This is a genomic window from Streptomyces huiliensis, from assembly GCF_020037025.1.
Lineage (GTDB): Bacteria > Actinomycetota > Actinomycetes > Streptomycetales > Streptomycetaceae > Streptomyces > Streptomyces huiliensis.
The window spans coordinates 22,772-36,318 of record NZ_JAIQLH010000080.1; the positions used below are offsets into that span (position 1 = coordinate 22,772).

Annotated in this window: 12 protein-coding genes; 9 read left to right on the forward strand and 3 right to left on the reverse strand. The window is 72.8% G+C overall.

What is annotated here, in order from left to right; genetic code table 11:
- Positions 1-5 precede the first annotated feature (5 nt).
- The 5 genes from JNW98_RS16245 to JNW98_RS16265 all read left to right on the forward strand — a co-directional run bounded on the left by JNW98_RS16245 (position 6) and on the right by JNW98_RS16265 (position 7,591).
- Positions 6-1,508 (forward strand): aldehyde dehydrogenase family protein, encoded by a 1,503-nt coding sequence (locus JNW98_RS16245; protein ID WP_223768944.1) that lies wholly within the window; start codon positions 6-8, stop codon positions 1,506-1,508.
- A gap of 243 nt (positions 1,509-1,751) precedes the next feature.
- The gene (locus JNW98_RS16250) at positions 1,752-3,314 is read left to right on the forward strand and encodes a GMC family oxidoreductase (RefSeq protein ID WP_223768945.1); all 1,563 of its coding nucleotides are present in this window, start codon (positions 1,752-1,754) and stop codon (positions 3,312-3,314) included.
- Positions 3,311-4,684, forward strand: a complete 1,374-nt coding sequence (locus JNW98_RS16255) for a quaternary amine ABC transporter ATP-binding protein (protein WP_223768946.1) — start codon at positions 3,311-3,313, stop codon at positions 4,682-4,684. Before JNW98_RS16250 ends, JNW98_RS16255 begins: the two co-directional genes overlap by 4 nt.
- The gene (locus JNW98_RS16260) at positions 4,681-6,630 is read left to right on the forward strand and encodes an ABC transporter permease (protein WP_223768947.1); all 1,950 of its coding nucleotides are present in this window, start codon (positions 4,681-4,683) and stop codon (positions 6,628-6,630) included. Before JNW98_RS16255 ends, JNW98_RS16260 begins: the two co-directional genes overlap by 4 nt.
- A complete protein-coding gene (locus JNW98_RS16265; protein ID WP_223768948.1) occupies positions 6,620-7,591 on the forward strand; it encodes an ABC transporter substrate-binding protein in 972 nt (323 codons plus the stop codon). The genes JNW98_RS16260 and JNW98_RS16265 overlap by 11 nt, the downstream gene beginning before the upstream one ends.
- Before the next feature lie 3 nt (positions 7,592-7,594).
- Here the strand turns inward: JNW98_RS16265 and JNW98_RS16270 are convergent, their stop codons facing one another.
- The gene (locus JNW98_RS16270) at positions 7,595-8,506 is read right to left on the reverse strand and encodes an aminoglycoside phosphotransferase family protein (RefSeq protein WP_223768949.1); all 912 of its coding nucleotides are present in this window, start codon (positions 8,504-8,506) and stop codon (positions 7,595-7,597) included.
- Positions 8,507-8,755: 249 nt separating this feature from the next.
- On the opposite strand from JNW98_RS16270, the gene JNW98_RS16275 reads away from it, so the two are divergent.
- Together JNW98_RS16275 and JNW98_RS16280 are read left to right on the forward strand one after the other, a co-directional pair.
- Positions 8,756-9,316: a hypothetical protein gene (locus JNW98_RS16275; RefSeq protein WP_223768950.1), complete on the forward strand. Its 561-nt coding sequence runs from the start codon at positions 8,756-8,758 to the stop codon at positions 9,314-9,316.
- A gap of 23 nt (positions 9,317-9,339) precedes the next feature.
- A complete protein-coding gene (locus JNW98_RS16280; RefSeq protein ID WP_223768951.1) occupies positions 9,340-10,242 on the forward strand; it encodes a hypothetical protein in 903 nt (300 codons plus the stop codon).
- 64 nt (positions 10,243-10,306) lie between these two features.
- On the opposite strand, the gene JNW98_RS16285 is transcribed toward JNW98_RS16280, so the two are convergent.
- Together JNW98_RS16285 and JNW98_RS16290 are read right to left on the reverse strand one after the other, a co-directional pair.
- Positions 10,307-11,026 (reverse strand): isocitrate lyase/PEP mutase family protein, encoded by a 720-nt coding sequence (locus tag JNW98_RS16285; RefSeq protein ID WP_223768952.1) that lies wholly within the window; start codon positions 11,024-11,026, stop codon positions 10,307-10,309.
- Positions 11,026-11,514, reverse strand: coding sequence for a carboxymuconolactone decarboxylase family protein (locus tag JNW98_RS16290; protein WP_223768953.1), 489 nt, complete (start codon positions 11,512-11,514; stop codon positions 11,026-11,028). The genes JNW98_RS16285 and JNW98_RS16290 overlap by 1 nt, the downstream gene beginning before the upstream one ends.
- Positions 11,515-11,561: 47 nt before the next feature.
- On the opposite strand from JNW98_RS16290, the gene pdxR reads away from it, so the two are divergent.
- Positions 11,562-13,076, forward strand: coding sequence for a MocR-like pyridoxine biosynthesis transcription factor PdxR (gene pdxR / locus JNW98_RS16295; protein WP_223768954.1), 1,515 nt, complete (start codon positions 11,562-11,564; stop codon positions 13,074-13,076).
- A gap of 71 nt (positions 13,077-13,147) precedes the next feature.
- Positions 13,148-13,543 carry a hypothetical protein gene (locus JNW98_RS16300; RefSeq protein ID WP_223768955.1) on the forward strand — a complete coding sequence of 132 codons (396 nt, stop codon included), beginning with the start codon at positions 13,148-13,150 and terminating at the stop codon, positions 13,541-13,543.
- Positions 13,544-13,547: the final 4 nt, after the last annotated feature.

Here is a 13,547-nt window from a genome sequence, read left to right on the forward strand (position 1 = left end):
AGAACATGTCGGCAGTCGAGACGATCCACGTGAACGGAAGGTGGCGCGCCGCCGCCTCCGGCGCTCAGCGGGAGGTGCTCGACCCGGCCGACGCCAAGGTCCTCGCCGTGGTCTCCGAGGGAGGTACGGAGGACACCGACGCGGCCGTGGCCGCCGCCCGGGCCGCGTTCGACGACGGCCCCTGGCCGCGGACGCCCGTCGCCGAGCGCGCCGCGCTGCTGCGTCGCGTCGCGGACCTGCTCCAGCGCGACCGCGAGGAGATCGCGCTCGTCGAGAGCCGCGACACCGGCAAGACCCTGGAAGAGGGCCGGGTCGACGTCGACGACGTCACCAACGCCTTCCGCTACTTCGCCGACCTCGTCGTGAACGAGAGCGGCGGCCGCGTCGTCGACGCGGGCAGCCCCGACGTGCACAGCGTGGTCGTGCACGAGCCGGTCGGCGTCTGCGCGCTCATCACACCGTGGAACTACCCGCTGCTCCAGGCCAGTTGGAAGATAGCCCCGGCGCTGGCCGCGGGCAACACCTTTGTGATCAAGCCGAGCGAGGTCACGCCGCTGTCGACCGTGCACCTGATCCGCCTCCTCGTGGAGGCCGGACTGCCCGCCGGCGCGGCCAACATCGTCACCGGCGCCGGCGACCCGGTCGGCGCCCGGCTGTCCGAGCACCCCGGCGTCGACCTGGTCTCCTTCACCGGCGGCCTGGCCAGCGGCACTCGTGTGATGCGCGCCGCCGCCCCGACGGTGAAGAAGGTCGCGCTCGAACTCGGCGGCAAGAACCCCAACGTCGTCTTCGCCGACGCCTGCGCCACCGACGAGGGCTTCGACACCGCCGTCGACCAGGCCCTCAACGCCGCCTTCATCCACAGCGGCCAGGTCTGCTCCGCCGGCTCCCGACTGATCATCGAGGCATCCGTCCGCGAGCGCTTCGTCGCCGAACTCGCGCGCCGCGCCGAGCGGATACGCCTCGGCCGCGGCACCGAGCCGGGCGTCGAGTGCGGACCGCTCGTCTCCGCCGCGCAGTTGGAGAAGACCGAGGCGTACGTGGCGTCCGCGCTCGCCGAGGGCGCGGTGCTGCGCTGCGGCGGCGCCCGCCCCGAGCCCAGCGAGATCCGCCCCGCCACCGGCTACTTCTACGAGCCGACCGTCCTCGACCGCTGCACGCGCGGCATGAAGGTCGTCCGCGAGGAGACCTTCGGCCCCATCCTCACCGTCGAGACCTTCCGCACCGAGGACGAGGCCGTCGCGCTCGCCAACGACACCGAGTACGGGCTCGCCGGCGCCGTCTGGACCCGGGACGCGGGCCGCGCCCGCCGGGTGGCCGGGCGGCTGCGGCACGGCACGGTGTGGATCAACGACTACCACCCCTACCTGCCGCAGGCGGAGTGGGGCGGCTTCGGCAAGTCCGGCACCGGCCGCGAGCTGGGCCCCTCCGGCCTCGCCGAGTACCGGGAGGCCAAGCACATCTACCAGAACCTGGCCCCCGCGCCCGTGCGCTGGTTCGCCGGCTGACCCCGGCCGGCCCCGCGCCGCACCGGAGCACGCCACGCCACGCCACGCCGTCGACGGAGACGGCCCAGGCCCAGGCCCCGGCCCGCGCATCGGAACCAACCCTTCCGCCGCGCGGGCCCGGCCCGCCGCACCCCGGCGCCGTAGCCCCCCTCCCCCAGAGACCAGCAGCTCAGCACGACCCAGCTCAGCACGGCCCAGCACAGCACCTTCCGCGACAACTCCACCCCAGAGGAGCACCCCCGTATGCCCCCCGCAGTTGAGAAGATCACGGCTGACTACGTCGTCGTCGGCGGCGGAACCGCCGGCTCGGTCATCGCGTCCCGCCTCGTCGAGGACCCCGACACCACCGTCGTCGTCATCGAAGGCGGCCCCACCGACATCGACCGCCCCGACGTCCTCACGCTGCGCCGCTGGCTCGGCCTGCTCGGCGGTGACCTGGACTACGACTACCCGACCACCGAGCAGCCGCGCGGCAACTCGCACATCCGCCACAGCCGCGCCCGGGTCCTCGGCGGGTGCTCCTCGCACAACACGCTGATCTCCTTCAAGCCGCTGCCTGGTGACTGGGACGAGTGGGCCGCCGCCGGCGCCGAGGGCTGGGACTGGAAGTCCATGGACCCGTACTTCCGGCGGCTGCGGAACAACATCGTCCCGGTCGACGAGAAGGACCGGAACGCCATCGCCCGCGACTTCGTCGAGGCCGCCCAGGAGGCCGCCGGCGTGCCGCGCGTCGAGGGCTTCAACAAGGAGCCGTTCCACGAGGGCGTCGGCTTCTTCGACCTCGCGTACCACCCCGAGAACAACAAGCGCTCCTCCGCCTCCGTCGCCTACCTCCACCCCCACATCGAGGCCGGCGACCGCCCCAACCTCCGTATCCTGCTGGAGACCTGGGTGCACAAGCTGGAGCTGGACGGCACCCGGGCGACCGGCGTCCGCGCCCGGACGAAGGACGGGCGGGAGCTGCTGGTCGAGGCCGGCCGCGAGGTGATCCTCTGCGCGGGCGCGGTCGACACCCCCCGCCTGCTGATGCACTCCGGCGTCGGCCCCAAGGCCGACCTGGAGGCGCTGGGCATCCCGGTCGTCCACGACCTGCCGGGCGTCGGCGAGAACCTGCTCGACCACCCGGAATCGGTGATCGTCTGGGAGACGAACGGGCCGATCCCCGAGAACTCGGCGATGGACTCCGACGCGGGCCTCTTCGTCCGCCGCGACCCGGACTCCACCGGGCCCGACCTGATGTTCCACTTCTACCAGATCCCGTTCACCGACAACCCCGAGCGCCTGGGCTACGAGAAGCCCGCGCACGGCGTGTCGATGACCCCCAACATCCCCAAGCCGCGCAGCCGCGGCCGCCTCTACCTCACCAGCGCCGACCCCGAGGTCAAGCCGGCCCTGGACTTCCGGTACTTCACCGACGAGGAGGACTACGACGCGCGCACGCTCGTCGACGGCATCCGCCTCGCCCGCGAGATCGCGAAGACCGAGCCGCTGGCCGGCTGGCTCAAGCGCGAGGTCTGCCCCGGCCCGGAGGTCACCTCCGACGAGGAGATCAGCGAGTACGCCCGCAAGGTCGCCCACACCGTCTACCACCCGGCCGGCACCTGCCGGATGGGCGCGGTGACGGACGAACAGGCCGTCGTCGACCCGGAGCTGCGGGTCCGCGGTCTGGAGGGCGTGCGCGTCGCCGACGCGTCGGTCTTCCCGACCATGACCGCCGTCAACCCGATGATCGGCGTGCTGATGGTGGGGGAGAAGTGCGCGGAGCTGCTTGTCTCGGGCACTACCGAAAGGGGTGACGGCCAGTGAGCGGAACCGACACCGTCGACCGTACGCCCGACGCGGAGCCCTCGCGGACCGCCGACTCGAAGCCCGCGCGGGCCGAAGCCACTTCGGCCGAGCGCGCGTCCGCCGCCGGCCAGGCCGGAAACCTCGCCGCCGGCCAGGCCGGAAACCTCGCCGCCGGCCAGGCCGGAAACCTCGCCGCCGGCCAGGCCGGAAACCCCGCCGCCGAGCCCGCGAGGAAGCCCGGCGGCGAGCCCGCCCGCACCGCCCCGGCCACCGCTGCCGACCGCTCCCCCGAGCCCGGCCGTGCCCCCGAGCCCGGCGGCACCCCCGCCCCGGTCTTCTCCGTCCGCAACCTGTGGAAGGTCTTCGGTCACCGCCCCGACCGCGTCCCCGGCAGCGACCTGGCCGAGCTCACCCCCGAGGAACTGCGCGAGAAGGCCGGCTGCACCGTCGCCGTCCGCGACGTGTCGTTCGACGTCCGGCCGGGCGAGGTCTTCGTCGTCATGGGCCTCTCCGGCTCCGGCAAGTCCACCCTCGTCCGGTGCCTCACCCGCCTCATCGAGCCCACCAGCGGCAGCATCGCCATCGACGGCGAGGACGTCCGCTCCATGGACAAGAACGCCCTGCGCGAACTGCGGCGCCACCGCGCCGCCATGGTCTTCCAGCACTTCGGCCTGCTGCCGCACCGCACCGTGCTCGACAACGTCGCCTACGGCCTGGAGATCCAGGGCATGGCCAAGGCCGAACGCCGCGCCCGCGCCGCCGAGATGGTCGACAAGGTCGGCCTGGCCGGCATGGAGGCCCGCCGCCCCGGTCAGCTCTCCGGCGGCCAGCAGCAGCGCGTCGGCCTGGCCCGCGCCCTCGCCGCCGACCCCGAAGTCCTGCTGTTCGACGAGCCGTTCAGCGCCCTCGACCCGCTGATCCGCCGCGACATGCAGGAGGAGGTCGTCCGGCTGCACCGCGACGAGGGCCGGACCATGGTCTTCATCACCCACGACCTCTCCGAGGCGCTCCGCATCGGCGACCGCATCGCGCTGATGCGCGGCGGCCGGGTCGTGCAGTGCGGCACCCCCGAGGAGATCGTCGGCTCCCCGGCCGACGACTACGTCCGCGACTTCGTCCAGGACGTCCCCCGCGAGCAGGTCCTCACCGTCCGGCGCGCCATGCGCCCCGCCACCCTCGGCGAGGCGCGCGGGGACACCGGGCCCACCGTGACGGCCGGGACGACCGTGGCCGAGGCCATCGACGTCGTCGCCCGCGACGGCAAGCCCGCCCGCGTCCTGGACGGGGACCGCTGCGTCGGGATCGTCGACTTCAAGTGCCTCCTGAACGTCGTCGCGGGGCTTGACGGTCCACAGCGCGGTGGACGCCTGGAGAAAGCGGCCGCATGAGCACCACCAGCACCACCCCCACCCTCGCCACGGCCCCGGACACCGCGCGCCTCCGCACGCTGCTGCGCCGCCCGGCCGCCCGCAAGGTCCTGGCCCTGGCCGTGGCCGGGCTGGTCCTCGCCCCCTTCGCCCACGCGGCGTGGGGGAGCGGCGGCTGGCCGCACGCGCTGAGCGTCTCGCTGGACGAACCGCTGCGCTCGGCCGGCGACTGGATCGTGGACAACCGCGACAGCCACTGGCTGTTCCTGTACTTCTTCGGCCACATCAGCAACGTCATCATCGGCGCCGTGCACCTCGTCTACGTCGTGCTGCTGGCCCTCGGCTGGGCCGGCGTGACGGCCGGTGCAGCGCTGGTGGCCTGGCGCGCCGCGGGCGTCCGGGCCGCAGTGACGGCCGTGGCGTCGTTCGCCGTCTGCGGCCTGCTGGACATGTGGGTGCCGACGATGCGGACGCTCGCGCTGATGGCCGTCGCCGTCGCCGCGTCCGTCCTCGTCGGCGCGCTCCTCGGCCTCGCGGCCGGGCTGTCCGACCGGACGTTCCGCGTGCTGCGGCCCGTCCTGGACACCATGCAGGCGCTGCCCGCCTTCGCCTACCTGCTGCCCGTCGTCCTCGTCTTCGGCATCGGCGTGGCCCCCGCGGTCCTCGCCACCGTCGTCTACGCGGCGCCGCCGATGGCCCGGCTCACCGCGCTCGGCCTGCGCTCCACCGACCCCGGCGTCATGGAGGCCGTGGAGTCGCTCGGCGCGACGGGATGGCAGCGGCTGGTCACGGCACGCCTGCCCATGGCCCGGAAGCAGCTCCTGCTGGGCCTCAACCAAACGATCATGATGGCGCTCTCGATGGCCGTCATCGCCTCCGTCATCGGCGCGGACGGCCTCGGCGACCGCGTCTACCAGGCGCTCTCCACCGTCGACGTGGGCGCCGCGCTGGCCGCCGGCATCCCGATCGTGCTGCTGGCGATCGTCCTCGACCGCACCACGTCGGGAGGCTCCGACGGCACCCCCGTCCGCCGGGGCCACCCCGCGGTCGGCTGGGCGCTCGCCGCCATCACCGCCGCCGGATTCCTCCTCACCCGTTCGCACGACTGGCCGCGCGGCTGGACGGTCGCCGTCACCGAGCCCGTCAACCGGGCGAAGGACTGGATGGTCGACCACCTCTACTCCGGCATCCCGGGCATCGGCGGCACCGCCGACTGGGCGGCCCACTACACCGGCTGGGTCCTCGACCCGCTGCGCGACGGCCTCCAGGCGCTGCCCTGGTGGGGCGCCGTGCTGCTGGTCGCCGCCCTGGCCTGGGCCATCGGCACCTGGCGCACCACCCTGACGGCCGTCCTGTCGCTCTCCGCGATCGGTGTGCTCGGCCGCTGGGGCAGCGCCATGGACACCCTCTCGCAGGTGATCGCCGCCGTCGCCGTGACGCTCGTCATCGGCTTCGCCGTCGCCGTCGCGGTGGCCCGCAGCCGCCGCACCGAGCGGCTGCTGCGGCCGGTGCTGGACGTGTTCCAGACCATGCCGCAGTTCGTCTACCTCATCCCGGTGGTCGCCCTGTTCGGTGTGGGCCGGGCGCCCGCCGCCGCGGCGGCCGTCGTCTACGCGCTGCCCGCCGTCATCCGCATCGCGGGCGAGGGGCTGCGGCAGGCCGACCCGCGGGCCATGGAGTCGTCGACGTCCATGGGCGCGACCGGCCGGCAGCAGCTGCTCCAGGTCCAGTTCCCGCTGGCCCGCAACGAGCTGCTGCTCGCCGTCAACCAGGCCGTGGTCCTCGTCCTGTCCGTCGTCATCATCGGCGCCCTGGTGGGCGGCGGTGGCCTCGGCTACGAGGTGGTCTTCGGCCTCGCCCGCGGCGACCTCGCCACCGGCCTGGTCGCCGGCGCCTCGATCGCCTGCCTGGGGCTGATGCTCGACCGGGTCACCCAGCCGACGAAGGGAGCGCGCGATGCGCGGTAAGTGGATCGCCGGAGCGGTTGCCCTCGGTTCGCTCGGGGCGTTCGCCCTGACCGGCTGCGGCGCGGCCGACATGACCAAGCAGGGCTCGCCGTACGCCAACGCGGCCGGTACGAAGTCCGTGACGCTCTCCGTGCAGTCCTGGGTCGGCGCCCGTGCCAACACGGCCGTCGCCCAGTACCTGCTGGAGCACGAACTCGGCTACCGCGTCGACACCGTCCAGGTCGACGAGGTCCCCGCCTGGGACGCGCTCAGCCAGGGCCGGGTGGACGCCATCATGGAGGACTGGGGCCACCCTGAGCAGGAGAAGCGGTACGTCAGCGACAAGAAGACCGTCGCGGACGCCGGCGACCTCGGGGTCACCGGCCACATCGGCTGGTGGGTCCCCAAGTACTTCGCCGACGCCCACCCGGACGTCACCGACTGGCGGAACCTGAACAAGTACGCCGCCCAGCTCAAGACCCCGGAGAGCCGTGGCAAGGGCCAGCTCCTCGACGGCTCCCCGTCGTACGTCACCCACGACAAGGCGCTGGTGAACAACCTCAAGCTCGACTACCAGGTCGTCTTCGCCGGCTCCGAGGCGGCGCAGATCACCCAGATCAAGCAGTTCGCCAAGGACCGCAAGCCGTTCCTGACGTACTGGTACGAGCCGCAGTGGCTGTTCAACGAGGTGCCGATGGTGGAGGTCAAGCTACCGCCGTACTCGGACGCCTGCGGGACGAAGGGCGAGGCGGAGCCCGACTCCGTCGACTGCGCCTACCCGACCTCGTCGCTGAAGAAGTTCCTCAACGCCGACTTCGCCCGCAAGGGCGGCGACGCGGCCCGCTTCCTGAAGAACTTCCGCTGGACGAAGCGCGACCAGAACGAGGTCGCCCAGCTGATGGCCGAGGACAAGCTGCCGGCAGACAAGGCGGCGGCGAAGTGGGTGAAGGCGCACCCGGACGTGTGGAAGAAGTGGCTCTGACCCTCAGCTGATGCTCGTGATGAGCAGCCCGGCCACGTGGTCGTACATCCCCACCAGCCACTCCGGGTCACCGTGGTCGCGCCCCCAGTACGCGGCCTGGACGCAGCGCAACTGTGCCCACCGGACCGTCCGTTCGCGGTCCAACTCCGCCGCCTCGGCGAACACGTCGAGGCGGCGGAGCAGTGCCGCGCCCAGGTCGGGGGCGGTGAACAGATCGGCAGCCCTGCTGCGGAGGAGCGTGAACGCGTCGTAGGCCGGGTCGCCGACGAAGCCCTTGGGATCGATGGCCAGCCAAGGCTCGCGCTCGGCGCGCAGCACGTTGGCGGCGTGCAGGTCGCCGTGGACGAGCGTGTCGGGCTGGTCGGGTGCCAGCTCCCGAACGGTGGCGAGCGCCGCGCCGAGCACGTCCTCGGGTATCGGACGCCCCAACCGCCGGTCGGCTGCCCGCAGTTCCCCCTCCCACACCCCGACGCGCTCGCGCAGCCGGGGCAGGCCGGGCGGCGCGGGGACCGCCAGGCGGCGGGCGAGCCGGCCGGCGGCCGTCATCGCCTCGTCGGCGTCGGGAAGGTCCGCGAGCGAGCCGGAGCCCGCCCGTTCCAGCAGCAACGCGAAGCGCGCGTCGTCCTGTTCGAGCAGGCGGACGGCGCCCCGGCCGCCCCAGACGGCGAAGGCGTCGGGCTCGTGGACGTTCCCGGGGTGCGGGAACGACACCTTCAGCACCGCGGACGTGCCGTCGCCCCGCCGGACGGGCACGACGACGCCGACCTGACCGTGGACGACGGGCCCGTCCTGGACGCAGCCCCACCGCCCGAGCAGGTCGTCGACGATCCCGGGCAGCCGGACCAGCCAGGCGCGGCCGGCGTCGCCCTCGCGGTCGTCGGTCAGCCGGGCGAATTCCTTGGGTATCCGGATCACCGGGTCACCGTAGCCGCAGCTGCGACGGTTGACTTTCGGCCATGGTCTTGGAACAAGACTCTCCGGTACGGGGATACGGCCAATCTTGGACAGAAATCCATGACGCAAGGGTGTTTCACGTCATTTCGGTGACGCCGGGAGGATGATCCGGACGCCCGGTTCCGGCCCTTCCCGAGCGGTCCGTACCGGGCGTCGGGCGGCCGGTTCGCCCCTGGTGAGGGAAATCATCAGAGGGCAAGAATTCGAGGCATGGATTATCTTCCTGTAAACAGAAACGCGGAAAAGCCGGTCCGTCGTCGACGGCGGGCCGCAGGGGTGACGGCCGCGGCTGCCGCTTTCGCCGGAGTCATGGCGATCTCGTCCGCGACGCCGGCGGCGGCTGACCGGATCGAGTACTCGTGGGACGAGTGCGGTTCCAATGTGGGAGCGTGTCTCGGCCTTTTCTACGGGGGCAAGAAAAACGGCGTCATCTACAGTGCCTGTTTTCTTACCAACCGGTCCCACCCCGACCACTGGGGACGTGCCGAGCACGGCCGGACCACGCGCTACCAGTTCCGTAACCAGCCGGGCCATGACAACATCCGGTTCCGGATAGGCGTGGACATCAGGTGCCAGGCCGACGGCTGGGGATCGGGAAACGAGTTGAAGAATGCCGCCGCATCGGTGGCCAACCAGGACTGGGTGGCGCACGACATCTTCTTCAATTCCTATTACGAGGGATTCGGCCGTGCCATCGGCCAGGACGAATCCGGGAACCTTCATGAAATCCTGCGGAACAACAACGCGTCCAGCCGCCGGGAGGACCGATGATCAGGGCCCGTACGTCTACTAGGGTGCTGTCCACCGTTCTTGCCGTCGGCGCGGTGGCCGGTATCGGCTGGTACGCGGCCGGGGAGCGGTCGGATGAGGCGGCACCGGCCGGTGTCGCGGCCCCCGCACCCGTGAAGCCGAAGGCCCCGGACCCCACGCTCCGCGCCGGCCTGCTCAAGAGCCGCGAACTGCCGGTGGAGCGCTACCTGGTCTCCTACGCGGACGCCACTGCCGAGAAGACGGCCATGCTGACGGCCGTCCAGACCTGCATGGCGCGGTACGGCCTCACCTACGAACCCCCGTCCAGGCCGGGGGAGTATCCGCCGCCGTCCGACAACTCGGCCAACCTGGAGCGCCGTTACGGCCTGGCGGACAAGGCGTCCGCCGAACGGTGGGGTTACGAACTCCCCGGCGGCGACCGACAGCCGCCGGCATGGGAACGGACCACCGCGCAACTCGACGCCTACTACGGCAAGGACGCCGACGGCAAGGTGGTGACGTCCGTCAACGGCACACCGTTGCCCGAGGGCGGCTGCAACGCCGAGGCGAGGGAGCGTGTGGGCCGGCAGGACGAGACGGCGGTGAGCGACATCAACGCCGAGAGTTTTCAGGCGGCATTGAGCGACCCCGCCGTGCGGAAATCCCTCGCCGACTGGTCCGCCTGCATGAAGGCGAGAGGCTACGACTACCGCACCCCGTTCGAGATCACCCAGGGGCCGAAGGAGGAGGGCTGGGGCGGCAGCCCCGAGGCGAAGAAGACCGCCGTCGCCGAGGTGGAGTGCAAGCAGTCCACCGGTCTGCTCGACGTCTGGTTCACCACCGAGTCGCGCATCCAGGAGCGGCGGATGGCGGCGAAGAAGCCCGAGCTCGACAAGGCCAGGGCACACAACCAGGCCGTCGTCCGGCGGAGTCTCACGCTCCGGTGACGTGACTGACGCGGGCGGCCGGCCGGCCCCGTGTCCGGCCGGCCGCCCGTGGACCGGCAAGGCTCTACGCCGAGCGCAGCACGGCCGCCACGTCCCCCGCCGCCGCCATCGAGCGCAGGTACATCCCCTTGCCGAACGTGATCCGTCCGGCGCCCAGCGGGCCCAGCCGCCGGACGACCGAACCCTCCGGTTCGGACAGCGCGTTGACCGGGAGGCCCGACGCGTCCGCGATCCCGGCGAGGGCGCCCTCGGGCGCGGCGATCGGGTAGACGCAGTCCGCGCCCGCCGCCGCGTACAGCCGGGCACGCTCCCGCGCGTCCTCGTCGGATCCGCCCCGCAGATAGGTGTCGATCCGGGCGTTCAGGAAGAGCGCGCCGCCGGCCTCCGCGCGGACGGCGGCCAGCCGGTCGGCCTGCTCGCGCGGGTCCAGGAGGCGTCCGGTGGTCTGGTCGGTGTCCTCCAGGTTGCAGCCCACCGCGCCCGTCTCCAGGATCCGCTCGACCAGTTCCCGGGGCGGGAGCCCGTAGCCGTCCTCCAGGTCGGCGGAGACGGGCACGTCGACCGCCCGTACGATCCGGGTGACCGCCGCGAACATGTCCGCCGCCGGGACGTCGCCGTCCGCCAGGCCGAGCGAGGCGGCCACCGCCGCGCTGGGTGTGGCCAGCGCGGCGAAGCCGGCGTCGGCGAAGGCCCGGGCGCTGCCCGCGTCCCACGGGCCGGCCAGGACCAGCGGGTCCCCGGCCGGCCGCCCGTGGTGCAGGGCGCGGAACGCCGCGGCCGTCATCAGCGGGCCTGGTAGGCGCCGGGGACGGCCCGCGTGGTCACGGCGAAGCGGTTCCACGCGTTGATCGTGACGATCGTGGCGATCAGCTGGGCCAGTTCCTTCTCCTCGAAGGTGTCCGCGGCCTCGTCCCAGACCTCGTCCGGCACGAAGCCGTCGGTGATCACGGTGACGGCCTCGGTCAGGGCGAGGGCCGCCTGCTCCTTCTCGGTGTAGTAGCCGGTCGCCTCCCGCCAGGCGCTGAGCAGGTAGATGCGGTCCTCGGACTCGCCGGCCTTGCGGGCGTCCTTGGTGTGCATGTCGATGCAGAACGCGCAGTGGTTGAGCTGCGACGCGCGGATCTTGACCAGCTCGACGAGGGTGTGGTCCAGACCCTCCGTGGCGGCCCGTTCCAGGGCGTACATGGCCTTGTAGACGTTGGGGGCGGTCTCCGCGTACTGCATCCGCGGGCCGTGCTGGTGGTTGCCGGTGTTCTTCGTGGTCTCGGTCATGTCTCCGACCCTACGACCGGGGCAGCCCACGGGTATGGTCCATTCCCATGGAGAAAACGTGGGCCACTTCCGGACGGGCTTCCGGGCGGGCTTCCGGCCGGGATGCCGTGCGGGCTTCCGGCCGGGCTTCCGGGCGGGGCGGGACGGTCTCCGGAGCCGATCTGCACCTCGACCTCTCCGGTCCCGGCGGGGTGCGCGCCGCGCTGGTCAGGGCGCTGCGGGACGCCGTACGCTCCGGCCGGCTCGCCCCCGGCACCCGGCTGCCGTCCTCCCGCTCCCTCGCCGGCGACCTCGGCATGGCCCGCAACACCGTCGCCGACGCGTACGGCCTGCTGGTGGCCGAGGGCTGGCTCACCGCCCGGCAGGGCTCGGGCACCCGGGTGGCCCAGGCGGCCGCCGCGCGGTCCGCGGCCACCGCCCGCGCCGGGACCCCCGGGGGGCCTGTCCGCCCGACCGCGCGCCCCCTGCACGACCTGCGCACCGGCACGGCGGACGTCTCCTCCTTCCCGCGCACCGCCTGGGCCGCGGCGGCCCGGCGCGCGATCACCGCGGCGCCCAACGAGGCGTTCGGCTACGACGACGGCCGCGGCCGCGTCGAACTGCGCACCGCCCTCGCCGACTACCTGGCGCGCGCCCGCGGGGTACGGGCCGATCCCGAACGGATCGTCGTCTGCTCGGGGTTCATGCAGGGGCTGGCCCTCCTCGGCGGCGTCCTGCGGCGGCACGGGACGCGGGCGACGGCGGTCGAGACGTACGGATTCTGGATGCACCACGACGCGTTCACCCGCGCCGGGCTGCGGCAGGTGCCGCTGCCGGTCGACGGGCGCGGCGCCGACGTCGCCGCCCTGGACCGGCACCGCGTCGGCGCCGTCTTGCTCACCCCCGCCCACCAGTTCCCCACCGGCGTCCCCCTCCACGCCGACCGCCGCACCGCCGTCGTGGACTGGGCCGGGCGCACCGGCGGGCTGGTCGTCGAGGACGACTACGACGGCGAGTTCCGCTACGACGGCCGGCAGGTCGGCGCGCTCCAGGGGCTCGCCCCGGACCGCGTCGTCTACTGCGGGACCGCGAGCAAGTCCCTCGCCCCCGCCCTGCGCCTGTCCTGGATGGTGCTGCCCGAGCACCTGGCCGCCGAGGTGGCGCGGGCCAAGGGGACGGGGGAGTGGAGCACGGGCAGCCTCGAACAGCTGACGCTCGCCGAGTTCATCACCTCGGGCGCGTACGACCGCCACGTCCGCTCGATGCGGCTGCGCTACCGGCGCCGCCGAGACCGTCTCGTCGCCGCGCTCGCCGAGCACGCCCCGCACATCCGGGTCACCGGCATCGCCGCCGGGCTCCACGTCGTCCTCGAACTCCCGCCCGGAACCGAGCAGTCCACCCTCCAGGCCGCGCACTGGCAGGGACTCGCCCTGGAAGGCCTGAGCCGCTACCGTCATCCCGCCGCACCGCCGCTCCCGCCCGGCGGCCCGGACGGTGTGATCGTCGCCTACGGGACCCCGGCCGACCACGCCTTCCCCGGCGTCCTGGAGGCACTGCTGAGGGCCCTGCCGCCGGCCGACTGAGGCGGTCCGCGGGTCGCTGTCAGTGCCCGGGACTATCGTGGAGCGGACAGTTGTACGACGGGGGAAGAAGAATGGGACAGAACGCCTCTCGGCGCAGACTCCGGTCCAGCACGGTCATCCTGGGCGGCATGGGCGTCCTCGCCGCCGCCCTCACCTCCTGCGGCTCCGAGCCGGACAAACGCTGCGTCGACCCGAACAGCTACGACGCGGCGCGCGGTTACCGCGTGCTCGACTCCAAGGCGTGCAAGAACACGTCCTCGTCAAGCTCGTCAGGCTCGTCGGGATCATCCGGTTTGTCCGGCACATCCGGCACGTCCGGCACATCCGGTACGTCATCCTCGGCCCGCTGGTACTACGGCGCCGGCCGGAAGTCCGGCGGCTACGCCGACAGCGGCACGTTCAGCAAGAGCCAGGCCGTCGACCGCGGCGGCTTCGGCTGCTCGTCCTCCGGCTCCGGAGGCGGGTGACCCA

Coding starts and splice junctions, on each gene's coding strand:
- JNW98_RS16250 (WP_223768945.1), top strand. CDS start 1,752: ATGCCCCCCGCAGTTGAGAAGATCACGGCTGACTACGTCGTCGTCGGC.
- JNW98_RS16290 (WP_223768953.1), bottom strand. CDS start 11,514: ATGACCGAGACCACGAAGAACACCGGCAACCACCAGCACGGCCCGCGG.
- JNW98_RS16300 (WP_223768955.1), top strand. CDS start 13,148: ATGGGACAGAACGCCTCTCGGCGCAGACTCCGGTCCAGCACGGTCATC.
- JNW98_RS16245 (WP_223768944.1), top strand. CDS start 6: ATGTCGGCAGTCGAGACGATCCACGTGAACGGAAGGTGGCGCGCCGCC.
- JNW98_RS16260 (WP_223768947.1), top strand. CDS start 4,681: ATGAGCACCACCAGCACCACCCCCACCCTCGCCACGGCCCCGGACACC.
- JNW98_RS16275 (WP_223768950.1), top strand. CDS start 8,756: ATGGATTATCTTCCTGTAAACAGAAACGCGGAAAAGCCGGTCCGTCGT.
- pdxR (WP_223768954.1), top strand. CDS start 11,562: ATGGAGAAAACGTGGGCCACTTCCGGACGGGCTTCCGGGCGGGCTTCC.
- JNW98_RS16265 (WP_223768948.1), top strand. CDS start 6,620: ATGCGCGGTAAGTGGATCGCCGGAGCGGTTGCCCTCGGTTCGCTCGGG.
- JNW98_RS16285 (WP_223768952.1), bottom strand. CDS start 11,026: ATGACGGCCGCGGCGTTCCGCGCCCTGCACCACGGGCGGCCGGCCGGG.